This window comes from Roseateles sp. GW823-FHT07B05 (assembly GCF_058794515.1).
This window is the reverse complement of the sequence record NZ_JBXAGX010000004.1, coordinates 26,848-50,420: the sequence shown is the minus strand read 5'-3', so window position 1 is coordinate 50,420 and position 23,573 is coordinate 26,848. Positions and strand designations below refer to the sequence as shown.

The following is a 23,573-nucleotide window of genomic DNA, read 5'->3' as shown; positions in this document are numbered from 1 at the left end:
CATGGCCCGCGCCGGCGACGACCTCAGCAGCCTCGTCGGCCACGCGGCCCCGCCCGAGCAGCAGCGGGAGCAGCTGGCCACCAGCATGCGCTGGCATGCGGCGCGCGTCTTCCTGCTGGCCTGCGGGCCCGTCTTCCTGCCGGTGGCGGCGCTGCTGTGGCACACGCGCCAGCCCAGCGAGTGGTTGGAGGGCTGGCTGCCGCCGCTGATCGCCGCGCTGATCTCTGTGCTGGCGTTTGCCCGGCTGCTGGTGTTGTCGCGCAGCCCGCGCCGCGAGTCGCGCCCGGGCCTGGCGCTGCTGATGATGGCGCTGGTGATCGCGCTGCCAATGGTGGTGGCGGTGTCGCGCGACCTGGGCGTGTGGGCGTTGAGCCTGCCGCTGTCGGGCCTGGTGGTGGCCTTCGCCACCGGCATGCTGGGCCTGCGCGCGGGCGCCGTGCTCACGGCGCTGGCTGGCAGTGGCCTGGCCGTGATGGCGGGTGCCGAGGTGCTGGGCTGGGCCACCCACCCCATGGCCATGAACAGCCTGCTGCTGCGCACCGTCGTGCAGTTCAGCCTGCTGGGCTCGGGGCTGATCGCCGGCTTCGGCCTGTTGAAGATGGTGCAGCGCTCGCTGGCCGAGGCCGAGGAGCGCACCGCGCGCTTCCGTGGCCTGCTGGGCATGGCGGTGGACTGGTACTGGGAGATGGACCGCGATTTCCGTTTCACCCACGTGGCCGAGGAGCGCGCCGGCAGCTCGGGCCTGGACCTGTCGTCCCGCCTGGGCAAGACGCCGTGGGAGATCGACGGCATGGGCCTGTCGGACGACGAGCTCGACGCCCACCGCGCCGACCTCGAATCGCACCGCCCCTTCCACGGCATGGTGGCGCGCCGGCTGGGCGTGGACGGCCATGCGCGCTGGGTGTCCATCAGCGGCGAGCCGCGCTTCGACGCGCAGGGCAACTTCCGCGGCTACTGGGGCGTGGGCCGCGACGTGACGCACGAGGTCACCGCCGAGCAGACCGTGCACGCCACCGAGACGCGCTACCGCGAGCTGTTCCGCCGCTCGCCCAGCCCGCTGGTGCTGCACCGCTGGGGCCGCGTCGTGGACGCCAACCCGGCGGCCATGGCCATGTTCGGCTACGCGCAGCGCTCCAGCATGATCGGGCAGGACCTGTTCAGCCACTACGAGCCCGGCGACGACGAGACTGCGCGCCAGCAGGCCGCGCGGCTGGAGGGGCTGGCGCCCGGCGCGATGCAGCCGATGGCCGAGTACCGGCTGCGCACGCTATCGCGCCGGCGCCGCCTCGTGCAGGCCACCAGCGTGCGCGTGGAGACGGCCTCGGGCCCGGCCACGCTGACCTTCTTCACCGACCAGACCGAGCAGAGCCGCGCGCAGGACGCGCTGCGCCGCAGCGAGGGCCTGCTGTCCCATCTCGTCGCCACCAGCCCCGACCTCATCACGCTGACCGAGGCAGACAGCGGCCGCTACGCGATGGTCAACAAGGCCTTCGAGCACCTGACCGGCTGGAACAGCTCCGAGGTGCTGGGCCGTACGTCCGAGGAGATCGGCATCTGGCACAACCCGGCCGACCGTGCGGCCGTGCGCGAGTCCATCCGCCGCGACGGCATCGCCAGCAACGTACCCATCGCGTTCCGCCGCAAGGACGGCAGCACGGTGTCCATGCTGGTGTCGGTGGCGCCGTTCGAGATGGACGGACAGAACTACCTGGTGCTGTACGCGCGCGACGTGTCGGAGAGCGAGCGCACGCGGCTCGTGCACGGCGCCATCCTAGAGAACGCGTCCATCGGCATCGCGCTGACGCGCGACCAGCAGTTCGTGCTGGCCAACCCGCGCGTGGAGGCCATGTTCGGCTGGGAGCGCGGCGCGCTGCTCGGGCAGCACGGCAGCGTCGTGTGGCCCAGCGTGGAGGACTGGCAGTCGGTGGGCCGCGACCTGGGCCCGCGCCTGGCCGCCGGCGAGCAGGTCGAGGCCGAGCGCACGATGCGCCGCCGTGACGGCTCCACTTTCCTGGCCCGGCTGCTGGCCCAGGTGGTGGACCCGGCCCACCCCAGCCGCGGCGGCACGATCTGGATCATCGAGGACGTCACCGAGCGCCGCCGCGTGGAGCAGCAGCTCGCCCACGCCAAGGACGAGGCGCAGGCCGCCAACCGCGCCAAGAGCGCCTTCCTGGCCAACACCAGCCACGAGATCCGCACACCGCTGAACGGCCTGCTGGGCCTGGGCCGGCTGGCGCAGCAGCCCGACATCGGCGACGAGCAGCGGCGCGACTACCTGAACCAGATGATGGACAGCGCCGAGAGCCTGTCGGGCCTGATCTCCGACATCCTGGACCTGTCCAAGATCGAGGCCGGCCGCCTGACGCTGGAGACGCAGCCGTTCTCGCTGCGCGAGCTGCTGGCGTCCATCCGCCTGGCCTACCTGACGCTGGCGCAGGCCCGCGGCCTGACCTTCGCCGTCGAGATCGACCCCGCATTGCCGAGCTGGGTGTTTGGCGACCCGCTGCGCACGCGCCAGATCCTGTCCAACTACCTGACCAACGCGCTCAAGTTCACGTCGCACGGCGGCATCACCGTGCGCGTGAAGGCCTTGTCGCGCAACAGCCAGGGCAGCGCCGGCGAGTGGGTGCGCGTGGAGGTCAGCGACACGGGCTCCGGCATCGCGGCCGAGCAGCAGGTGCGGCTGTTCCAGCCGTTCACGCAGGCCGACGAGTCCACCACGCGGCGCTTCGGCGGCACGGGGCTGGGCCTGTCCATCTGCCGCGAGCTGGCCACGCTGATGGGCGGCGAGGTGGGCGTGTGCAGCACGGTGGGCGAGGGCTCCACGTTCTGGGCCGAGCTGCCGCTGCCCGGCGCGCCGGCGCCCCTGGCCCACCAGCCGCGCGAGTCGCGCGCCAGCGGCCACGACGCGCTGCACGGCCGCCGCGTGCTGATCGCCGAGGACCACCCGGTCAACATGCTCATCGCCGTGGCCCAGCTGGAGCAGTGGGGCATGGAGGTGGCGCAGGCCAGCGACGGCCGCCAGGCCATCGAGGCCGTGCATGCGGCCGCCAGCGTCGGCAAGCCCTTCGACATCGTGCTGATGGACGTGCAGATGCCCGTCATGGGCGGGCACGACGCGACGCGCGAGCTGCGCAAGCAGTTCCCGGCCGAGCAGCTGCCCATCGTCGCGCTGACGGCCGCGGCGCTGGTCTCGGAGCGCGACGACGCGTTCGCCGCGGGCATGAACGACTTCCTCACCAAGCCCATCGACACGACGAGGCTGCACCAGACGCTGCTGCGCTTGACGGCCCGGCATTGACACAATGCGGGCTCCAACGGGAGGGAGCCGATGAACGTCACCGCGCCACCGCGCAGCTTCAAGTACTACGACCTGATCATGGCGGCCTGCGTCTGCGTGCTGCTGTGTGCCAACCTCATCGGCCCGGCCAAGGCGGCGCAGGTACAGCTGCCGCTGTTCGGCACGGTCACGTTCGGGGCGGACCTGTTCTTCTTCCCGATCAGCTACATCTTCGGCGACGTGCTGACCGAGGTGTACGGCTACGGGCGCGACCGCCGCGTCGTCTGGGCGGGCTTCGGCGCGCTGCTGTTCGCGGCCTTCATGGCCTTCGTCATCGTGCACCTGCCGCCGGCACGCAACGGCTTCATGGACGCCTACCAGCTCCACGTGGAGGCCGTGTTCGGCAACACGTGGCGGGTCGTGGCCGCATCCATGATCGCGTTCGCGGCCGGCAGCTTCGCCAACAGCTTCGTGATGGCCAAGATGAAGGTGGCCACCAACGGCCGCTACCTGTGGGCTCGCATCGTCGGCTCCACGGCCGTCGGCCAGCTGCTGGACACGGGGCTGTTCCTGAGCATCGCGTTCTGGGGCATCTGGCCGCAGGAGCAGCTGCTGGCGGTGTTCGTCGCGCAGTACTTCTTCAAGCTGATCTGGGAGGCGGTGCTGTACCCCGTCACGGCGCGGCTGGTGGCGTTCCTGAAGCGCGCCGAGGGCGTGGATTTCTATGACCGCAGCACGAACTTCAATCCGTTCACGTTGAAGGTCTGATAGGGGCCGTCGCAGCAGGCAAAGAAAAAGGCACCGCGTGGTGCCTTGCTTGTGGGTCGAGCGCCGGGCCGCTCCCAAGCCGGCCCGCGCTGGCGATGTGCTTGCGGCTCGAGGCCGCAAGCATCGCCGTCCCCTCGGGGGACCGCCCAGACGCCCGCGTTCAGCGGGGGCGACTGGGCGAGGGGCCAACAGTCTCAGAGACCGCCGCCGCCGCAACCCTTGCCGAGGTAGGTGCTGATCAGGCCCAGCTGGTCGGCCATGATCTTGCGCGTCCAGGCCGGGCCGTGGGCGTAGTCGGCCAGCGCGTGGTACTCCACGGGCTTGCCGGCGGCCTTGGCCTTGTCGACGAACAGCTCGGACTGGATGATGGGCACGGTCTGGTCGCGGTCGCCGTGGTAGACCATCAGCGGGATCTCCATCTTGTCCGCCTTGGTCAGCGGGCTCAGGCCACGCACGGTGGGTTCCTGGGCCGACTGGAAGTACGGGTTGTTGAAGAACTTGGCCCAGATGCGCTCGATGTCCGACACGCCGGCGCCGGCGATGGCGCATTTGTACAGGCCGTTGGAGCGCACCGACGCCGCGAACGCCGAGTAGCCGCCGTAGGAGAAGCCGAACATGGCGATGCGCTTGGGGTCGGCCAGCTTCTCGCTGACCAGCCACTTGGCGCCGTCGTCCTTGTCGTCCTGCATCTTCTGGCCCCACTCGCGGTCGCCGGCGAGCCACAGCGTGCGGCCCCAGCCCTGCGAGCCGCGGAACTGCGGCTGCAGCACGACGCGGCACTGCGACACCAGCAGCGGCACCCAGCCCGAGCCGTCGTAGTCCATCGTGTCGCGCCCCCAAGGGCCGCCGTGCGGGTGCACGACCGCCGCGTAGGGGCCGGCGCCGCACAGCTGCGGGTTCGGCACGGTCAGGTAGGCGGGAATGTTCAGGCCGTCACGCGCCTTGTAGTAGACGAAGCGTGCGGTGCCGAGGGCACGCTTGTCGACCTCCGGGCGCTCCTTGGCCAACAACTGGATGGCCTGGCCGCGCAGCAGGTAGTGCTCGGTCGGGTAGGTCAGGCCGCTGACGCGGACCAGGTAGGTGGGCGTCTCGCCCCCCACATAGCCTGTGAGGCGCACTGACACGCCGTCGAACGACGGTGTCGTCGCGCGAACACCCGAGCCCACGCCGACCAGCTCCTGGTCGATCTCCTTGATGCCCAGCGCCTGACCGACACCGCGCACGACCGACTCCAGCTTCGGGTTCACCCAATGCGTGTCACGGCCCAGGTGGCCGTCGAAGGTGTAGCCGTCGTAGCCCTCGTCGGACGGGCCGTCGTCGGTGCGGAAGGTGCGCACGCCGGTGGCGTCGAAGAACTTGTGCTCGAACAGCGGCTCTCCGGTCTTGCGGGTGGCGATGTCGTACTCGTACAGCGCCGTGAACTCGCGGCCCACGTTGCTGCTGATGATGGCCGTGCCGGGCTTGGTGCCCATGCCGATGACGTCGACGACGTCGCGGTTCTTGACGTAGTTGCGGAAGTGCTCTTCCCAGTCGCCGTCCTTGTTGCGGAACTCGATCGCGACGAACAGACCCTGGCCGTCGCTGTTCAGGCGCGACTTGGCCCAGACCACGCCCTTGCCGTTGACGACCACGTTGGTGTCCGACTCGCCCAACCGCATGATGCGCACGGCCTTGTTGGTGCGCAGGTTGTAGCGGTAGACGTCGCGGTTGGCCGTGGCGCCGGAGTCGCTGATGACGATGACGTTCTCGGGGTCGGTCAGCAGCCGGTTCAGCACCGTCGGGTTGGCCAGTGCGGCGGCCTTCTTCGCGATCTCGGAGCGCGGGATCTCGGTGGCCGCCATCGGCTCGATCCAGTTCTTGCCCTCGAGGTCGGTGAAGAACAGCTTGTTGATGAAGACCTTGACGAACTCGTCGCCGCGCAGGTCGTAGGGCTGCATCATGCTGACCTGCAGCATGTCGTTCTTCAGGAACGACACGGTGGAGATCTGCATGTTCTTCGCGCCGATGACGGTCGGCCGTGCGGCCAGGTCGGCCAGCTTCCACACGAGGATGTTGCGCGTGTCGCCCTGGCTCTGCAGCGCCACCATGTGCTTGCCGTCGGGCGAGATCTGGAAGCCCGTCATGCCGGGGAATTGCGCCAGCGTCTCCACGGTCGGGACGCGGATGGGCGCGGCGGGAGCCGTCTGTGCCGTCACGGCAGCCGGGTAGGCCGCGAGCGCTGCGCCGGCGGCGATCAGCAGCCGGCCCAAGTTGTTCAAGTAGCTTTTCATGAAATCACACCTGAAAAAAAGCCCTGGCAACCAGGTGGTTGCCAGGGCGTGGGAGCGTTAGCCGATCAGAACGTCTTCTGGACGTTCATGAAGAAGCGACGGCCCTGCAGGTCCATGCCGCTGTACAGCGGCGCGTTGCCGAGACGGTTGGAGCCGTAGGTCGTGACCGCGGAGATCTGCGGCGGGTTCTTGTCGGCGATGTTGCGAACGCCGGCCGTGACCTTCCACTTGCTGACCGAGTCGCTGTAAGACAGCGACACCGAGTGCAGGAAGTAGTTCGGCGTGTCGATCTTGTACGCGGCGGTAGCGGGGTTGATGCCGTAGTAGCCGTAGTTCGACATCTTGCCGACCCACTCCAGGCCGTAGAAGACGTTCCAGCCCTTGACCGTGTAGTTCACGTCCATCGCGCCCGACCAGGCCGGCGAGCCCAGCGTGCCGTTGGTGTCGTCCAGCGCGTCCTCGGCGAACAGCTTGTTGGACTGCTCCTTGAACTCGGTCGCCGTCATGTTCACGCGCAGCTTGCCAGGGCCCACTTCGTTGGTGTAGCGCACGCTGAAGTCGTAGCCGCGGACGACGTCGGTGGCCAGGTTCACGTAGCTGTTGTTGACCGACAGCGCGTTGTTGCCCGGGTTGCGGGTCACGAGGCGGCAGAAGCTGCCACCGGAGCGGAACTGCGGATCGTCGTAGCACTTGCTCAGGATGGAGCCGGTGCCGACGCGCGACACGCCGTTGTCCACCTTGATGTCGAAGCGGTCCACGGCCAGCGACAGATCACCCCAGCCGGTCGGCAGACCCGGTTGCAGGATGATGCCCCACGACGAGTTGCGCGACGTTTCCGCGGCCAGGCCCGACGTCGCACCACCGGAGGTGATCGACGTGATGCTGTTGGTCTGCTGGAAGTTCGCCGGCAGGTTCTCGCTGGCGCAGTTGGCGGCGCGGACGGCACCCTTGGTGGTGTAGTCGTTGCAGGGGTCGCCCGAAGCGGTCAGGAAGCCGGTCGTCGCGCCGACGAACTGCTCGAACAGCGCCGGAGCGCGGTACGACGTGCCGCTGGTGCCACGCAGGGAGATCCAGCCGGCCGGCGCCCACAGCGCGCCGATCTTGTGGGTGGAATCCGAACCGTAGGACTTGTAGTCCGCGCGGCGGATGGAGGCGTTCAGCGTCAGCTCCTTGGCCATCGTCAGGCCCTTGAGCACCGGCACTTCGAACTCGGCGAACACGTCGGTGGCGTTGTCGCTGCCGCGCGTCGGCGAGCCGGACGTGAAGTTGTAGATGTTCGCGTTCTGCATCGCTTCCGACGGGGTGTCGTCGATGGAAGCCTTGCGGAATTCAGCGCCGAACGCGGCCTTCAGGTCGCCGTAGGGCAGCTTGAACAGCGAGCCGGTCGTGGAGGCCGTGACGACGGTTTCCTTGTACTTCGTCGTGCCGACGAAGTTGCCGTACACGAAGCCCAGCCAGGCCGACGGCAGCTTGCCGCCGATGACGTCGGCGGTCAGTGCCGGTGCGGCCACGCAGCCGTTGGCGGTGTTGACGCAGTTGAAGCCGCCGCTGCCGTTGGAGACGACGTTCAGGCTCTGTGCCAGGCGGTCGGTGGCGAAGCCGTCGAAGGTGTAGGAAGCGCTGCTTTCAGCGTGCACGACCGACAGGTCGTAGTCCCAATTGATCTTCGCGAACGAACCGCGCAGGCCAGCGGTGGCGCGCTTGAAGTCCACTTCCTGGCTGGAGTAGCTGTTGCCGGCACCGATGAAGCCGCGCACGCCCAGGGCCGCGCCGTTGGTGATGACGGTGGGCGCAGCCTGGATCTGGCTGAACTGCAGGTTCGCCGGGATCAGCGGGCTGCCCTTGGCGTAGTCCAGCGACAGCTGGCGGAAGCCGACTTGCGACGATTCGCGGCGGTTGAACAGCAGTTCCGCGTACAGCTCGGCGTCGCCCAGGGCCGGCAGGTCCATGGCGCCTTCGGCGTAGAAGTTGTGGTTGCGGATCGGCGACAGCAGCGTGTTGTCCAGCACGCGCTTGTCGAACGTGTCGCGCACATACAGGCTGGTGGTCTGGCCACCGCCCACGCCTTCGTAGCCGACCAGGCCGGTCGTCACGTTGGCGTTCGGGCGCCAGCGGTTGAACGTGGTGCCGATGGCGTTGGTGGCGCCGACGCCGGTGAAGTTGCTGGTGCCCAGCGTGTTGATCGTCACGCCGTTTTCACCGGTCAGGCCGGTGGGGTAGCACTTGGGCTTGCCGGTGGCGGGATCGATGTAGTCAGCACTGCCCCACTCACCGACGACGCCGTTGGCCACGGTGCGCTGGTAGGTGGTGTTGCAGCTGGTCCAGTCGCGCTGGCCCAGGGTCTGCGCGCGGTTGTCGTTGAAGTTGTACGACGCCAGCACGCGGAAGTTGTCCTTGATCAGGCCGCCGGCGATGGAGAAGTTGTAGGTGTTGCCGCCACCGTGTTCGGTCGCGGAGATGCCGCCGTCCACACGGATGGAGTCCAGGTCCTTGCGGGTGATCACGTTGATCACGCCGGCCACGGCGTCGGAGCCGTAGATGGACGAGGCGCCGTCCTTCAGCACTTCGATGCGGTCGACGATGGAGTTCGGCAGCACGTTCAGGTCGACGGCGCCGACGGAACCGCGCGTGCCGGACGGCGACAGGCGGCGACCGTTCAGCAGCACCAGCGAACGGGTCGGGGCGAAGCCGCGCAGGCCGATGGTGTTGGCGCCGGGGCCGCCGTCGGTGACGTAGCCGCCGTACGCGGCGTTGATCTGGCCTTGGCCGCCGGTCACGGACGTGCTCTGCAGCACCTGGGCCGTCGACGTGAAGCCAGCCAGCGCGGCGTCTTCGTTCTTGATGACCAGGATGGGGGCCGGCGAGCTGAACGCGTCACGCTTGATGCGCGAGCCGGACGTCACGACGACGGTGTCCAGCTTGGTGGGTTCGCTCTTCGCCGGGGCCTCGACGGTGGTGGCCGGCTTGTTATTGTCGGCCGGGGTTTGTTGCGCCGCAGCATTCTGGGCCAGGATCAGGCCGAGAACCGCCAGAGCGATGGGTTTGTGGACAGGTTTGAAACCGGAGGATTGGGTGGGCATAAAAGGGTCCGTCTGAGGGGTACGTCTACGAACCATCCGCCACCCGGATAAGGCGGCGCAGCCTGCGGCTCGTCAACGAAGTTCGATGCTAGGGGGTGGCCCCCGTTACAGGCAGCCATCAGCGCCGACCTAGGGTCATCCCCGACCGCCCGGACGAGTCATCGTTACAGCATTGTTGCGAATGACCAACAAAATTCATCGACCGCTCGGTCGGCTGATTCCAACTTGCGCGATTGGCGCCGAACGGTGATTACTTGCTCGTGAAAATAAACACAAACCTTCGCGCGCTGGAAATACGGCAAATAGGCCGGGCGAATGCATGCACTTTGAAGGTGCCGTCGGTATATCTCGTCACCGATATTTCTTACGGGGGTGACAAACACCTTTCAACGGGTTTCGGCGATTTCTTACTGGTTTGGAAAAATTCACCATACCGTCGAAAATGACGGCATGAATACGCCCGACGCCGCCCCCGACCTGCTGTTCGCGCTGCTGCCCGACAGCGGCATCGCCCCCGATGGCCCCGACACCCTCGCGCCGCTGGCCGCCGCGTTGCAGGCGCAGTACCCGCATGCCGTGACGCTGAACCTGCACCCGCCGCTGCGTGATGACGAGGGCCGTTGCCGCTGGTGGACCGGCGACGCGCCCAGCCCCGACGGCGTGGCGGCCGCGTTGCCGCACCTGCTGGAGCGCCTGCGGCTGGAAGCCGCCAGGCTGGACCTGCCCTGGCAGCGCGTGGCGCTGGCCGGCGTGGGCGACGGCGCGCTGCTGGCGCTGGAGGCGGTGCAGGCGCAGCCCGAACTGGTGGGCCGCGTGCTGGCGTTGGCGGGCGGCTACCTGTCGCGGCCCGAGCACGCGCCGCAGGACGTCTGCGTGCACCTGGTGCATGGGCTGGAAGACCAGCGCTTCCCGTACCGGCACGTCGTCGACGCGGCCCAGGCGCTGGTGGACCTGGGCGCCGACGTGACGGCCGACCTGCTGCCGCACCTGGACCACGGCCTGCACCCGGCGCTGATCGCCAAGGCCATGGAGCAGCTGCGCACCTTCATCCCCGCGCGGCTGTGGCGCGAGGCGCTCATTGCCGCCCAGGAGAACGAGCGGCCCGTGGGCTGATCAGTCCAGCACGATCTCGGTCCGGACCACGCCGGCGCGCTCGGCGCTGGCGCTGAGTGCCAGCCGCGTGCCGACCGGCGCGCGCACCACCCACTCGGCCACCGCGCGGTCGCCGGTGGCCTGGCGGTTGGCGAGGAAGGCGAGCTGGCTCTGCTGGGGGCCGTGGCCTTCGAGCTGCGGACCTTCCATGCGCTCCTTGCCGCTGACCAGGCTGATGCCGGGGTCGCCCGACGGCATGTGGATCTCGAACATGACGCCGCGCACGGTCTTGCGCTCCAGCGCGCGCTGCGTCACGTAGGCCGGCAGGTAGCCGGCGTTGGCCACCGCCAGGCGCACGCGCCACATGTCGGGGCCCAGCGCCCGCACCTCGGTGCGGATCAGCTCCAGCTTGGGCAGGCTCATCGCGATCTGCGTCATCCACGCCGGGAAGCGCGCCGCCTCGCGCTCGCGCAGTGCGGGCGGCGGGTTGCGCCAGTAGTTCATCTTGTCCCAGCCGCCGATTTCCACGACGCCCAGCTGCGGGTGCTGGAACGGTGTCCAGTCCACGTGCGCCTGGCCGCCGCACTGCTCGTCGCTCCACCTCAGGAGTTGGAGGTCGTCCTCCACCGGGTGGCTGCGGTACCAGTCGATCCAGCCGGCGCTGTCGTCCACGCCGGCTTCCTTCTTCGGCGACCACAGCTCGACGACCCAGAACAGCGCGCCCAGGTGCTCGTAGACCCAGTCCTGCGTGCCGGTGATGACGTCCTTGGGGTGGTAGCGGAAGTCCTCGTAGATGCTGATGGCGGGGTAGCCGGTGTGCTTCTCGCCGAGCGCCGAGAACTGCTGGAACAGCCACAGGTCCTCGGGCGTCATGTCCTTGTCGCTGCGCGTGCCGCAGGGGCGCAGGATGACGCCGCTGTGCGTGTGGAAGCTCAGCGCCGCGCCGATGTTGGGATGACCCGTGATGAACTCCACCATCGCCCGCACCTCGGGCTCGCTGGTGGGGTAGGGGCCGGCGCCCAGTTGCTGGAACTCCTGGCGCCACTCGCCGGGGAAGTTGCGGTTCAGGTCCAGCCCCTCGCGGTCCGCGTTGACCTTCACGGTCAGGCCGTCGTGGTTCTTGATGAAACCCTCGGGGATCAGGCGGTAGTACTCGCCGCCATGCTCGCCGGGTTCGCGCGGCACCATCAGGCGCGGGTCGCCGGCGTGCTTCTTGTAGCCGCCGTGCGGGTCGGGCACGCGCATGGTCAGGATGCGGCCGTCGCCGTCCACGTCCTCCACGGTCAGGCCGTCGACCGGTTCCTCGGTGTAGGGGTAGGCGCGCGTGGAGCTGCGGATATGACGCGGCCGGTCGGCCAGCGCCAGCTCGGCGCCATCGGGGTTCAGGCGCGGCACGAGGTAGAGCGTGCGCGTGTCCAGCAGGCGGTTGACCTGGGCTGCCTCGGCCGACGTGCCGCCGTGCTGCGTCAGCAGTTGGTGCAGGTAGTACAGGCAGGTCGTGGACGCCGTCAGCTCGGCCGCGTGGATGTTGCCGTCCACCCACAGCGCGGGCTTGTCGATGTCCATGCCGCTGGCCAGGTTGGTGACGACGACGACCCAGATGTCACGGCCCTCGTAGCTCTTGCCGATGGAGCGCACCGATACGAGGTTGGGGCGCGCCTCCGCGTAGGCGAACAGCAGCGCGGTGAGCTCGTCGTAGCGGTAGAAGTGGTCGAAGCGGGGGCTGGGCAGGGCGCTGGGCATGGAGGCCTTCTCGGGTGGCGGCCCCTCCCTACTGTTTGGGGGGACCTTGTCGGTGGCGCGGATTCTCCGAACTGCACCCCGCGGACATGGCAGGGTTTGCCCCAGGCCTGGAATATCTACTGGCCTTTGAAGAGGGCCTGGAACTGGCGCGACACCGGCAGCCGCTCGTCGCGGCCGCGCAGCGTGACGACCATCGTGCCCTCGTCCACGCGGATGGCGCGCGCGATGCAGCGGCTGTTGACCAGCACCGAGCGGTGGATCTGCCAGAACTGGTCGGGGTCCAGCTGCGTCAGCAGCTCGCGCAGCGGCGTGCGGATCAGCGCCTCGCCGCCCTGGTGCACGACGCGGGTGTAGCGCGCATCGGCCTCGAAGTAGAGGATCTCGTCGGGCGGGATCAACTGCACCTCGCGGCCGATGCTGGCCTGGATGGGGCGGTTGTTGGGCCGCGCGGGCTGCAGCGCCGGCAGGCTCGCCAGCAGGCGTTGCAAGGCCGCCGTGTCGGGCGCGGGCTGGGCCAGCCGTGCGCGCAGCCGGGCCAGCGTCTGCGCCAGGCGCTCGTCGTCCACCGGCTTGAGCACGTAGTCGACCGCACCGGCGTCGAAGGCGGCCAGCGCGTGGTCGTCGAACGCCGTCACGAAGACGATCAGCGGCGGCGCGGCCAGCGCCGCCAGCCGGCGCGCCACCTCCAGGCCAGTCAGGCCCGGCATGCGGATGTCCAGGAAGGCGATGGCCGGCTCGTGGGCCAGGCAGTCGTCCCAGGCGTCCACGCCGTTGACGCTGGCCGCCACCAGGCTCAGCTCGGGCCACAGCCGCGTGAGCGCGGCGCGCAGCTGTTCGCGCGGGGCTTCCTCGTCGTCGGCGATGAGGGCGGTGGTCGTGGAAGTCATAGCGTCAGTGTCGCGAGGCAGCCGGGGTGGGCGTCCGCCAGCGTCAGCGTCGCGGCGGGGTGGGCGTGCAGCAGGCGGCGGCGCGTGTTGGCCAGGCCCACGCCCTCGGCCCAGCCGGGCGCCAGGCCGGGGCCGTCGTCGCGCACGGTCAGCCGCAGGCGGCCGTCGTGCAGCCGGGCGGCGATGCCGACATGGCCGCCGCGCAGCTGTGGCTCGATGCCGTGGGCGATGGCGTTCTCCACCAGCGTCAGCACGATGCCGGGCGGCAGCTCGGCCACCGCGTCGTCGGGCACGTCGATGTCGTACGTGAGGCGCGCGCCGAGGCGGGCCTGCATGATGGCCAGGTAGCGCCGCACCATCTCGATTTCGTGGGCAAAAGGCTGCAGCTCGCGCTCGAACATCGGCAGCGTGGCGCGCAGATAGGCCGTGAAGTCGCGCAGCAGCGGCGCGGCGCGGGTGTCGCCGGTGTCCACCCAGTGCTGCAGCGAGGCCAGCGTGTTGAACAGGAAGTGCGGCTGGATCTGCGCCGCCGCCAGCCGCGTTGACAGGCGCAGCGCCGCGTCGCGGTCGGCCAGCTCGCGCAGCCGTGCCTCGATCTGCTCGACGCGGTACAGCGTCAGGATCCACCAGCCGGACAGCACCGCTGTCAGCACGGCCAGCAACAGCGGCAGGCGGGCCTCCAGCTGCTCGCGCAGGCCGTATCGCACGGTCAGCACGGCGGCGATGAACAGGGCGATGCAGGCGCCGTAGCAGGCGATGTTGAGCCGCCGGCGCGTCGGCGCCCGCCACAGCCAGCGCGCCACGGCCAGCGTGGCCCAGCCCGCACCCAGCGCCAGTGGCCAGACCCAGCCGCCGCGGTGGCCGGCATAGACGGCCAGCAGCAGGATGAGGTTGACGTAGGCGTACTGGTCGATGCCGTTTGGCCAGGGCTGGCCGCCGGCGCTGGCCATCTCGTCGGCCGTGAAGACACGGCGCGGGCCGGGGTACAGCCACTGCGACCAGTCGGTGCAGATCCAGCGGCGCAGGGCGGAGGGCTCGGGCATGGCGCGCAGTCTAGGAGGGGGCCGGCGCCAGCCGTGCCGGGCTGCGGCGAATGGCAGGTCGGGAGGCTTGAATGGTCAAGGAGGGTCTGCAAAACCCCTGTGGGCCGCGTTTGCGACAGCACCGGCCCGCGAGTAGGCGTGTCGCGAAGCTGGGGCTGGCCGCCCCAGCGAACGGCGCAACACCCGCGCGGGCCGGTGCTGTCGCAAACCCGCAGGGGCGTGGCTTTGCCGGCGCGGGGCGGCGTTGCGAACCTTGCCCAGGCACGAGCCTGGGCGGCGGTCCGCGCCTTGCCCTGCATCCGGCAAAGACCTCGCCGCGGCCCGCAGGGGTTTTGCAGACCCTCCTTATTCGACCGATCGGTCGGGAAAGATGCAGAATGCCGGTCCATGCCTTCCTGGACTGCGCTTGATCTTGATCGCCGTGCCCGCGGCGTGGCTGTGCTGACGATGAACCGGCCGGCCGTGTTCAACGCCTTTGACGAGGTGCTGATCGCCGAGCTGGACGCGGCCTTCGCGCTGCTGGGCGCGGACGCCGGCGTGCGCGTCATCGTGCTGGCCGGCGCCGGCAAGCACTTCAGCGCCGGGGCCGACCTGCAGTGGATGCAGCGTGCCGCGGCCGCGTCGCAGGACGACAACCTCGCCGACGCGCGCCGCTTCTCGGCCATGCTGGCGCGCATCGCCGACTGCCCCAAACCGACGCTGGCCCGCGTACAGGGCGCCGCGTTGGGCGGCGGCGTGGGGCTGGTGGCCGCGTGCGACCTGGCCGTCGCGTCCGAGGCTGCGAGCTTCTCGGTCAGCGAGGCCCGCATGGGCATCCTGCCCGCCGTCATCGGGCCGCACCTCGTTAACGCGGTGGGGCTGCGCGAGGCGCGGCGGCTGGCCCTCACCGCCAGCCGCATCGACGCCGCCGAGGCGCTGCGCGTGGGCCTGGTGCAGCGCGTGGTGCCGGCCGACGGGCTGGACGCCGCCGTCGACGCCTGCGTGACCGACCTGCTGGCCTGCGGGCCTCAAGCTCAAGCGGAAATCAAGCAGCTCTACGCGCGCCTGGCGCCCGGCCCCGTGACCGCTGACGTGCGCGAGCTGACGGCACAGACCATTGCCCGCGTGCGCACGACGCCCGAGGCTCGCGAGGGCTTTGCCGCCTTCCTGGGCAAACGCCCCCCGAACTGGAACGCTCCCGAATGAACCTCGACAACGCCCGCCTCCTCGTCGTCGGCGCCGGCCTGATGGGCGCCGGTATTGCGCAGGTCGCCGCCCAGGCCGGTCACGACGTGCTGCTGTTCGATACCCGCGACGGCGCGGCTGATGCGGCCAAGGCCAAGCTCGTCACCACGCTCGAAGGCCTGGCCGCCAAGGGCAAGCTGACCGCCGACGCCGTGCAGGCCACGCTGGCCCGCATCACGCCGGTGGCCGCGCTGCAGCCGGCCGACCTCGTCATCGAGGCCATCGTCGAGAACCTGGACGTCAAGCGCGCGCTGTTCGCCGAGCTGGAGGCGCTGCTGGCCGACGACGCGGTCATCGCCACCAACACCTCGTCCATTTCCGTGACGGCGCTGGCGCGCGGCATGAAGCGGCCCGAGCGTCTGGTGGGGATGCACTTCTTCAATCCGGTGCCGTTGATGAAGCTGGTGGAGGTGGTGTCGGGGCTGGACACCGATTCGCACGTGGCGCAGGCCATCGCCACGCTGGCCGCGCGCTGGGGCAAGACGCCCGTGCACACCCGCTCCACGCCGGGCTTCATCGTCAACCGCATCGCCCGCCCCTACTACGCAGAGGCGCTGATGCTGCTGCAGGACCATGTCGCCACGCCCGAGATGATCGACGCCTGCCTGCGCGCCGCGGGCTTCCGCATGGGGCCTTGCGAGCTGATGGACCTGATCGGGCACGACACCAACTTCGCGGTGACGAACTCGGTGTTCGCGGCCAACTTCTTCGACCGGCGCTTCACGCCGTCGCTCGTGCAGCAGGAGCTGGTGGACGCGGGCTACCTCGGGCGAAAGAGCGGCCGGGGGTTCTACCGCTACCCCGACGGCGCGCCGGCCTTGCCCGCCTACAGCTACCCCGTGCCCACGGCGCAGCGCCTGGTGGTGCACGGCCAGGGCTTCGTGGCCGACCGCTTCGCGGCCGCCTTCCCGCAGGCCGAGCGCCAGACGCTCAGCGACTGGGTGGGCATGGAGGCCGACCGCGCGCAGATCCGCCTGACCGACGGCCGCACCGCGCGCGAGATCGCGGCCGAGCGCGACCTGCAGGCGCCTGTGGTGGTGTTCGACCTGCCGCTGGGCGAGCCCGCGCACCTGGCCTATGCCACGTCGGGCGACTTCAACGCGCCGGTGGCCTGGCTCGCCGCCGCGGGCTTCCAGCCGGTGGAGATGGTGGACGTGCCGGGCCTCATCGTGGCTCGCACCATCGCCATGCTCGTGAACGAAGCCAACGATGCCGTGCAGCAGGGCGTGTGCAGCGAGGAGGGCGCCGACGCCGCGATGAAGCTGGGCGTGAACTACCCCGCCGGTCCTTTCGAGTGGCAAGGGCGCTGGGGCGCGGCAGCCATCGTCGCGTTGCTCGACCGGCTGGACGCCTACCACCGCGGCGAACGCTACCGCGTGAGCCCTTACCTCCGCCTCACCACGTCGTGACCTGCTCAGGACTTGCACAATGACCCACGCCTTCATCTGCGACGCCATCCGCACCCCGTTCGGCCGCTACGGCGGCGCGCTGTCCAGCATCCGCACCGATGACCTCGCCGCGCTGCCGATCAAGGCGCTGATGGCGCGCAACGCCGGCGTCGACTGGGCGGCGGTGGAAGACGTCCTCTACGGCTGCGCCAACCAGGCCGGCGAGGACAACCGCAACGTCGCCCGCATGGCGGCGCTGCTGGCCGGGCTGCCCATCGACGTGCCCGGCGCCACCATTAACCGCCTGTGCGGCTCGGGCCTGGACGCCGTGGGCAGCGCCGCGCGCGCCATCCGCGCCGGCGAGGCCGGCCTGCTGATCGCCGGCGGCGTGGAGAGCATGAGCCGCGCGCCGTTCGTGATGCCCAAGGCCGAGTCGGCGTTCAGCCGCAGCAACGCGATCTACGACACCACCATCGGCTGGCGCTTCGTCAACAAGGCGATGAAGGCGGCCTACGGTGTGGACGCGATGCCCGAGACGGCCGAGAACGTGGCGCGCGATTTCGGCATCGAGCGTGAGGCGCAAGACCGCATGGCGCTGGCCTCGCAGACCAAGGCGCTGGCCGCCCAGCAGCGCGGCTTCTTCGAGCGCGAGATCGTGCCGGTGGACGTGCCGCAGAAGAAGGGCGACCCACTGCGCGTGACGCTGGACGAACACCCGCGCGAGACCAGCCTGGCGGCGCTGGCCAAGCTCAAGGGCGTCGTGACGCCCGACGGCAGCGTGACGGCTGGCAACGCCAGCGGCGTCAACGACGGCGCCTGCGCGCTGCTGCTGGCCAGCGAAGCGCAAGCCGCGCGCCATGGCCTCACGCCGCGCGCCCGCGTGGTGGGCATGGCCACGGCCGGCGTGGCGCCGCGCATCATGGGCATCGGCCCGGCGCCGGCCACGCGCAAGGTGCTGGCGCTGACCGGCCTGACGCTCGCGCAGATGGACGTCATCGAGCTGAACGAGGCCTTCGCCGCGCAAGGCCTGGCCGTGCTGCGCGACCTGGGCCTGGCCGACGACGACGCCCGCGTGAACCCCAACGGCGGCGCCATCGCGCTGGGCCACCCGCTGGGCGCCAGCGGCGCGCGCCTCGTCACGACGGCTGTGAACCAGCTGGAAGTGAGCGGCGGCCGCTATGCGCTGTGCACGATGTGCATCGGCGTCGGGCAAGGCATCGCGCTCGTGATTGAACGCGTTTAGCCTGAGTGATGTTTTGCGGGCCGAGCGCCGGGCCGCTCCCAAGCCGGCCCGCGTGGGGCGATGTGCGAGCGGCTCAATGCCGCGAGCATCGCCGTCCCCTCGGGGGACCGCCCGGGCTGGCCGGCGTTCAGCCGGGCCAGACTGGGCGAGGGGCGTTGTTCACTCGAAGAACAAGCGGCTGATGCCCTTGAGGCTGACCAGGTTGCCCGGGTTGCTGGTCTCGTTGAGCACGCCCATCAGGCGCCGCCGCACGCGGGCGCTTTTCTTGGCGCGCCAGATCACCAGGTCTGCCAGCCAGGGATGGTCGTTGACGCGGTTGGCGGCCTCGTACAGCTTGAACTTGGGCTTGAGCGCCGTCAGCCCCGCCTCGTAGAGCTGCCGTGCGGCGGTGTCGTCCGCACCGTGCGCCAGCAGCGCGTCGGCCGCGAGCATGCCGGTCTCCATCGCCTTGCCGATGCCCTCGCCGGTGAAGGAGTAGGTGGACCCGGCCGCCTCGCCGGTCACGAGCAGGCCGGGCCGCGTCCAGCGCGCGCCGGCCAGCGTGAACCGCAGCGGCGCGCCCTTCAGCCACTGCTCCCCTTCGCCCACCTTCTCGCCCACGCGCATCAGCTCGGCGGCGGGGGCGTACTTCTCGACGAAGGCGTCGAAGATGGCGCGCAGGTTGACGTCCCGCTTGCGGCCCTTGCCGTCGTCGTCGCGGTGCGAGTTGGTCACGCCCACGCCGATGTTGAAGTGGCCGTCCGGCGCCGGGAAGATCCAGCCATAGCCCGGCCGCAGCGCCTTGTCCCAGACGACTTCCAGCGCCGTGATCCTGCCGACCATCGCCGGCGCCTTCACGTAGCCGCGCAGCGCCACGCCGCTGGGCGTGTGGCGCTCGCACATGCCGGCGGCCGTCAGCGCCTTGGGCACCGCGCCGGTGGCCAGCACCACCCACGGCGTGCGCACGTCGACGACCGCGTCGCCCTGCCTGAGCCGCGCGCCGACGACGCGGCCCGCGTCCTCCAGCGGCGCCTCGAAGCGCGCCTGCTCGAAGCGCGCGCCGGCGTCGCGGGCCGCCTGCAGCAGCAGCGCGTCCAGTTGCTTGCGCGGCAGCACGGCCAGCGTGCCGGGCACGTCGATGCGCCCGCCGCGCGGGCCGATGCAGCCCACGTGCGACACGGGCTCGGCCAGCCGCATCACCGGCTCCAGCAGGCCCAGCCGGGCCAGCGCCTTGTGCGCGTCGGGAATGAGGCCGTCGCCGCAGGTCTTGTCGCGGCCGGGCGGCTGCTGGTCCACCAGCAGCACGTCCACACCGGCCTGCGCCAGCACGCGGGCGCAGGCGCTGCCGGCGGGGCCGGCGCCGATGACGAGGACGCCGCAGTGCGTCGGCGGGGAGGCGGTGGAATCGGGCATGCCAGGGGCGGGGTTCATGGAGCGGGCGCTATTTTCGGCGTGCCCAGCCCGTCACCGCGTAGCGCGGCTGCGGCGCGAACGGCGCCACCAGGCTGACCGAGTGGTCGCAGGGGATCTTGAACAGGTTCAGCGCGTTGAAGGCCGGCGTGAAGCCGCCGTCGACGTTGGCGTCGGCGCCGTGGAACAGCAGCAGGCCGCCCCAGTCCGCGCGCCAGCTCGGGGTGAGGTTCAGCACGAAGGCCATCACGCGGCCCTTGCCGGCGACGTCGTCGTTGTGCATCGTCAGGAAGTGCCCCGGCCGGTAGCGCGTGACCTGCGCGTCGCAGAAGGCGATGCCGTCGTCGTCGGCCAGGTGGCGGCAGCGGGCCAGGAACGCTGGCGCGTTCAGCGCGCGGTACAGGTCGACCAGCGGGCCGGCCGCCAGCCGGCCGGCGTCCACCTCGTCGGACAGCCGGTAGGTGTCGAAGCAGTACTGGAAGCCCGCGGCGGCGCCGGCATGGACCAGCGCGGTGAACTTCGCGGCCTGCTCGGGCTGCAGCGTGGCGAGCTCGTCCAGCGCCAGGTCCAGGCTCTTGGCGCCGCTGTTGACCGACAGCCGGAACGGCGCCTGCTCGGTGGCCAGGCGCAGGGCGGCCGCGTCCCCGGCGCGCAGCGCGGGGCTGATCTGTGTGCGGCCGGCCGTGCGCAGCCGCTGGCGGTGTGCCTCCAGGTCGATGGCGGCATCGCCCAGCAGCGCCATCGTGCCAGCGTCGTCGGTCGTCACGGTCTTCTTTCCTCGCGTTCAAAAAAAACGGCCGCATCGCTGCGGCCGTTTCGGGAGCCCGTGAGGACTTTAGTTGAAGGTCATGTTGGCCGTGACGAAGAAGCGGCGGCCCACGACGTCATACGTGGACGGGTCGGTGCCCGACTGCACGTTCGGCGAGTAGGTGCGCGGCTTCTGGTCCAGCACGTTGTTCACGCCGGCACGAACCGTCATGCCCTTCGTGAACTCGTAGCTGCCTCCCAGATCCCAGTACACGGTGGAAGGCACACCCGTCAGCGCCTCGCCCGGGAAGAGCTTGGCCATGCGGTTGGTCATCGCGCCGATGTAGCGCATGCGCAGGTCGATGCCGACGCTGTTCCACTTGTAGTTGGTGTTGATGGTGACCTTGTCCGTCGGGAAGGTCTGGCCCAGACCCGCGCCGAAGTAGGCGATGGTGCCGGCGTAGTCCACCGAGGGCAGCAGCGACGTCGTCTTGGACTTGAAGTTCAGCAGGTGGGTCCAGAAGCCCTGGACGTCCAGCTTGCCGGGGCCGACCTTGCCGGTCCAGCCCAGCGACAGGTCGATGCCCGACGTGTCGACCTTGCCTTCGTTGCTGCCGGCGAAGTTGCCGTCCGGATCGATGGGGTCATACGCGCCCTGGATGGAGCTGCCCGAGCGCGAGATCGCCGCGCAGCTCGTCTGGGTTGCCGAGTACGACGGGTTGCGGCCGTTGTAGTTGTAGCAATCCGCGATGAACTCGTTGACGTCGGGCGTCGTGATGGCGTCCTTGATCTTGATGCGGTAGTAGTCGGCCGTGGCACGGAAGCCGCCGAACATGCTGTCCGCACGCGGCGACCACACCAGACCCAGCGTCGCGGAATTGGACGACTCCGGCTTCAGGTTGATGTTGCCGTTCGAGTTGGTCTCGGCCTGGGCGCCCGGCGAGGCGACGAAGCTCGGGTTGGAGACGCCGGTGGCCGCGCACAGCGTGCCCAGCTTGGCGGCGTCGGCGCCGGTCGTGCGGCCCACGCTGTTGACCGAGCAGGGGTCGAAGAAGCTGGGGAAGCCGCCACCGCCGTCGAACAGTTCGCCGAAGTTCGGGGCGCGCACCGAGTGCTGCAGCGAGCCGCGGGCACGCAGTTCGTTGGTGGGCTTCCAGTCCAGGTTCGCGGCGAACGCGTTGGAGCGCGTCTTGGGCGTTTCCAGGTTCTTGATGAAGTCGCTCGCCTTGCTGCTGGAGCTGCGATACGCCAGCGACAGGTTGGCGGACTTGGCCCAGGCCGTGTTGGCCGCCAGCGGGATGGACAGCTCGGCGAAGAGGTCGTCGAAGCTGTTGCGCGCCTTGGCAGCCGACTGCGAATTGAAGCCGTAGATCGGGCCGGAGGTCGCGCCCGGCTGCAGCTCGTAGTCGAAGCGGCGGGTTTCCAGACCGACCACCAGGCCCATGGGGCCGGCGGGCAGTTCGGTGATGTCACCGCTGACGAAGAACTGGCCGATGGTCTGCTTGAACTTCTGCGCCAGCGACGTGGGCAGCTGCAGCCAGGACACGCACTCGGCCGACAGCGGCTGGCGGCCGAACGGGTTCACACCGCCCGCGCACAGGCTCTTGCCGCCGTCGTCGGCGCCGAAGGCGTCGGCCAGCTTCTGAGCGTTGATGTTGCCTTGCTGGTTCTGGTCGATCTTGGTGATGCCGTGCGAGACGGAACCTTCCCAGTTCCAGCCGGTGTTCAGGATCTCGCCCTTGGCGCCGGCCAGGTACTGCGTCACGTCGTTGGTGTACGTGTTGGTACGCAGGCCCGCGGCGACGGTACGCCAGGCCATCGTGAACGGCTCGGCGGCGCCGGTGCCCACGAGGTTGATGTCGTCACCCGTGCGGCTGTTCAGCAGCGTCTTCAGATCCGCGGGAATGAAGACGTTGTTCGGGCTGACCAGCAGCGTCGTGCCTGCGTACGGCCTATTGTTGTTCGCGGGGTTCGTTCCTGGCGTGATGAACCGGCTGACGATCTGGGTCGCGGCCGTCGTCTGACCGGGGGCGCGCCAAGCGCCGCCGGACACGGGCGTCGGCGCCAGCGCGGTGGTGGAGTTGTAGTTGGAGTTCGAGAACTTGCCGAAGATCTCGATGCCGTTGTTCAGCTGGTAATTGGCCTTGGCGGTGATCGAGCGGCGCTGCAGCGGCAGCACCAGGATATTCGCCGGGTCGAAGTTGTAGCTGTAGAAGTCCGGGAAGAAACGGGTATTGACGCCCGCGTCGACCGGGTATTTCCAGTTGACGACGTCCAGCGGTGAATTGAACAGGCCGGGGTAGATCAGCGTGCCGTCGGTATTGAACGAATGGGCGCTGCCGTTGGAAATCTGCGGGCCGGTATAACCGTAGCCGGCATACAGCGAATTGACCACGGCCTGCGAGGGCAGGTTCGCGGAATTGGGGGCGAAACGGCCTTCGGGCCACGATGTCGTGGTGCTGGTGGCCAGCGCCGCGAAATCACGCTGGCGCTTGTAGATCGCCTGGCGATCCATGTATTCGAGACCGATGACGGCATTGCCGCGGTTGTCGGCGAAATTGCCGCCCAGCAGCGCCTGGAACGAGCGCTCGCGGGCGTCACGGTCCTTGGTGGTGTTGGAGTAGCCGGCGCGCAGGTCCAGGCCCTGGAAGCGCTTCTTCAGCTTGATGTTGACCACACCGGCCACGGCGTCGGCGCCGTACACGGCTGCAGCGCCGCCGGAGATGATCTCGATGCTTTCCACCATCGCCATCGGGATGGTGTTGATGTCCACCGTCTGGTTGGACGCCGACACCATGGGGCGACGGCCGTCGATCAACACCAGGTTGCGGTTGGCGCCTAGGCCGCGCAGGTCGATGTTCGACTGGCCGCCGTTGCCGGGGTTGTTGGAACTGGTCGTGCCGGCGGGATTGACCTGCGGCAGCGTGTTCAGGAAGGTTTCCAGCGTGACGTCCTGATTGGCCTGCAATTCAGCGGCGGTAATCGTCACGGTGGGGCTGGCGGCTTCAAGATCCAGTTTCTTGAGGCGGCTACCGGTGATTTCAACACGCTCCAGCGTCTGTTGCTGCTGGGCGAATGCCGGAATTGCCAGAGTTGCAAGGCACGCTAGTGACGCAGCGCTCACAATATTTCGTTTGAACATAGTGACTCCAAGATGGGCGAGTATTGAATGCAATACCGATACTCGCCACATCAGGATCACCGAAGTGGCGAGGCGGGGGCAGTGTGAAGGAAGACACCCCCCGCCCGCCCCGGGTTAGCACTAGCGGCTTCTCCCGCCGCAGCCGGTTTTGGGAGAGGCGACGCCAACTTACGTCAGCGCGGGGTCCCTAAGGTCACGCATGACTTTCGGGCTGGTCTGTTGTGCATGCGCGACGAAGCCAGGCTTCTCGCGCCCGCAAGCCGCTGCCGGGCGCCCG

Annotated in this window: 14 protein-coding genes; 6 read left to right on the top strand and 8 right to left on the bottom strand. The window is 69.4% G+C overall.

What is annotated here, in order from left to right; genetic code table 11:
- The first annotated feature begins 1 nt into the window (after position 1).
- Positions 2–3,301, top strand: a complete 3,300-nt coding sequence (locus AC1Q7O_RS10605; RefSeq protein WP_492661594.1) for a PAS domain S-box protein — start codon at positions 2–4, stop codon at positions 3,299–3,301.
- Between the two features lie 30 nt (positions 3,302–3,331).
- Positions 3,332–4,048: a queuosine precursor transporter gene (locus AC1Q7O_RS10600; protein WP_492661595.1), complete on the top strand. Its 717-nt coding sequence runs from the start codon at positions 3,332–3,334 to the stop codon at positions 4,046–4,048.
- Positions 4,049–4,242: 194 nt separating this feature from the next.
- On the opposite strand, the gene AC1Q7O_RS10595 is transcribed toward AC1Q7O_RS10600, so the two are convergent.
- The gene (locus tag AC1Q7O_RS10595) at positions 4,243–6,318 is read right to left on the bottom strand and encodes an alpha/beta hydrolase family protein (protein ID WP_492661596.1); all 2,076 of its coding nucleotides are present in this window, start codon (positions 6,316–6,318) and stop codon (positions 4,243–4,245) included.
- Positions 6,319–6,383: 65 nt separating this feature from the next.
- Complete coding sequence (locus tag AC1Q7O_RS10590; RefSeq protein WP_492661597.1) at positions 6,384–9,398, bottom strand: TonB-dependent receptor domain-containing protein; 3,015 nt, start codon at positions 9,396–9,398, stop codon at positions 6,384–6,386.
- Positions 9,399–9,848: 450 nt separating this feature from the next.
- Here AC1Q7O_RS10590 and AC1Q7O_RS10585 point away from each other — a divergent pair, with 450 nt between their 5' ends.
- On the top strand, positions 9,849–10,511 hold the full coding sequence (locus AC1Q7O_RS10585; protein WP_492661598.1) for an alpha/beta hydrolase family protein: 663 nt from the start codon (positions 9,849–9,851) through the stop codon (positions 10,509–10,511).
- On the opposite strand, the gene AC1Q7O_RS10580 is transcribed toward AC1Q7O_RS10585, so the two are convergent.
- The 3 genes from AC1Q7O_RS10580 to AC1Q7O_RS10570 all read right to left on the bottom strand — a co-directional run bounded on the left by AC1Q7O_RS10580 (position 10,512) and on the right by AC1Q7O_RS10570 (position 14,163).
- Positions 10,512–12,233 (bottom strand): M14 family metallopeptidase, encoded by a 1,722-nt coding sequence (locus AC1Q7O_RS10580; RefSeq protein ID WP_492661599.1) that lies wholly within the window; start codon positions 12,231–12,233, stop codon positions 10,512–10,514. It lies immediately after the preceding gene.
- A gap of 116 nt (positions 12,234–12,349) precedes the next feature.
- Entirely contained in the window at positions 12,350–13,120 is a 771-nt protein-coding gene (locus AC1Q7O_RS10575) for a LytR/AlgR family response regulator transcription factor (RefSeq protein WP_492661600.1), read from the bottom strand.
- On the bottom strand, positions 13,117–14,163 hold the full coding sequence (locus tag AC1Q7O_RS10570) for a sensor histidine kinase (protein ID WP_492661601.1): 1,047 nt from the start codon (positions 14,161–14,163) through the stop codon (positions 13,117–13,119). Before AC1Q7O_RS10570 ends, AC1Q7O_RS10575 begins: the two co-directional genes overlap by 4 nt.
- A gap of 387 nt (positions 14,164–14,550) precedes the next feature.
- Between AC1Q7O_RS10570 and AC1Q7O_RS10565 the strand changes: the two genes are divergently transcribed.
- The 3 genes from AC1Q7O_RS10565 to pcaF are packed head-to-tail and all read left to right on the top strand — an operon-like array spanning position 14,551 to position 18,018.
- Positions 14,551–15,348, top strand: coding sequence for an enoyl-CoA hydratase-related protein (locus AC1Q7O_RS10565; protein WP_492661602.1), 798 nt, complete (start codon positions 14,551–14,553; stop codon positions 15,346–15,348).
- Positions 15,345–16,796, top strand: a complete 1,452-nt coding sequence (locus AC1Q7O_RS10560; RefSeq protein ID WP_492661603.1) for a 3-hydroxyacyl-CoA dehydrogenase — start codon at positions 15,345–15,347, stop codon at positions 16,794–16,796. Before AC1Q7O_RS10565 ends, AC1Q7O_RS10560 begins: the two co-directional genes overlap by 4 nt.
- A 19-nt stretch (positions 16,797–16,815) precedes the next feature.
- Complete coding sequence (gene pcaF, locus AC1Q7O_RS10555; RefSeq protein ID WP_492661604.1) at positions 16,816–18,018, top strand: 3-oxoadipyl-CoA thiolase; 1,203 nt, start codon at positions 16,816–16,818, stop codon at positions 18,016–18,018.
- 159 nt (positions 18,019–18,177) lie between these two features.
- Here pcaF and AC1Q7O_RS10550 read toward each other — a convergent pair whose 3' ends face one another.
- The 3 genes from AC1Q7O_RS10550 to AC1Q7O_RS10540 form a co-directional block, all read right to left on the bottom strand.
- The gene (locus tag AC1Q7O_RS10550) at positions 18,178–19,410 is read right to left on the bottom strand and encodes an NAD(P)/FAD-dependent oxidoreductase (RefSeq protein ID WP_492662697.1); all 1,233 of its coding nucleotides are present in this window, start codon (positions 19,408–19,410) and stop codon (positions 18,178–18,180) included.
- 28 nt (positions 19,411–19,438) lie between these two features.
- Complete coding sequence (locus AC1Q7O_RS10545) at positions 19,439–20,173, bottom strand: 2OG-Fe(II) oxygenase (RefSeq protein ID WP_492661606.1); 735 nt, start codon at positions 20,171–20,173, stop codon at positions 19,439–19,441.
- A gap of 69 nt (positions 20,174–20,242) precedes the next feature.
- The gene (locus AC1Q7O_RS10540) at positions 20,243–23,296 is read right to left on the bottom strand and encodes a TonB-dependent receptor domain-containing protein (protein WP_492662696.1); all 3,054 of its coding nucleotides are present in this window, start codon (positions 23,294–23,296) and stop codon (positions 20,243–20,245) included.
- Between the last annotated feature and the right edge of the window lie 277 nt (positions 23,297–23,573).

What these genes read in the sequence shown, in the direction of transcription:
- AC1Q7O_RS10585 (WP_492661598.1), top strand. Translation starts at nt 9,849, where the DNA reads ATGAATACGCCCGACGCCGCCCCCGACCTGCTGTTCGCGCTGCTGCCC.
- AC1Q7O_RS10605 (WP_492661594.1), top strand. Translation starts at nt 2, where the DNA reads ATGGCCCGCGCCGGCGACGACCTCAGCAGCCTCGTCGGCCACGCGGCC.
- AC1Q7O_RS10590 (WP_492661597.1), bottom strand. Translation starts at nt 9,398, where the DNA reads ATGCCCACCCAATCCTCCGGTTTCAAACCTGTCCACAAACCCATCGCT.
- AC1Q7O_RS10540 (WP_492662696.1), bottom strand. Translation starts at nt 23,296, where the DNA reads ATGTTCAAACGAAATATTGTGAGCGCTGCGTCACTAGCGTGCCTTGCA.
- AC1Q7O_RS10575 (WP_492661600.1), bottom strand. Translation starts at nt 13,120, where the DNA reads ATGACTTCCACGACCACCGCCCTCATCGCCGACGACGAGGAAGCCCCG.
- AC1Q7O_RS10550 (WP_492662697.1), bottom strand. Translation starts at nt 19,410, where the DNA reads ATGCCCGATTCCACCGCCTCCCCGCCGACGCACTGCGGCGTCCTCGTC.
- AC1Q7O_RS10560 (WP_492661603.1), top strand. Translation starts at nt 15,345, where the DNA reads ATGAACCTCGACAACGCCCGCCTCCTCGTCGTCGGCGCCGGCCTGATG.
- AC1Q7O_RS10600 (WP_492661595.1), top strand. Translation starts at nt 3,332, where the DNA reads ATGAACGTCACCGCGCCACCGCGCAGCTTCAAGTACTACGACCTGATC.
- AC1Q7O_RS10570 (WP_492661601.1), bottom strand. Translation starts at nt 14,163, where the DNA reads ATGCCCGAGCCCTCCGCCCTGCGCCGCTGGATCTGCACCGACTGGTCG.
- AC1Q7O_RS10580 (WP_492661599.1), bottom strand. Translation starts at nt 12,233, where the DNA reads ATGCCCAGCGCCCTGCCCAGCCCCCGCTTCGACCACTTCTACCGCTAC.
- AC1Q7O_RS10595 (WP_492661596.1), bottom strand. Translation starts at nt 6,318, where the DNA reads ATGAAAAGCTACTTGAACAACTTGGGCCGGCTGCTGATCGCCGCCGGC.
- AC1Q7O_RS10565 (WP_492661602.1), top strand. Translation starts at nt 14,551, where the DNA reads ATGCCTTCCTGGACTGCGCTTGATCTTGATCGCCGTGCCCGCGGCGTG.
- pcaF (WP_492661604.1), top strand. Translation starts at nt 16,816, where the DNA reads ATGACCCACGCCTTCATCTGCGACGCCATCCGCACCCCGTTCGGCCGC.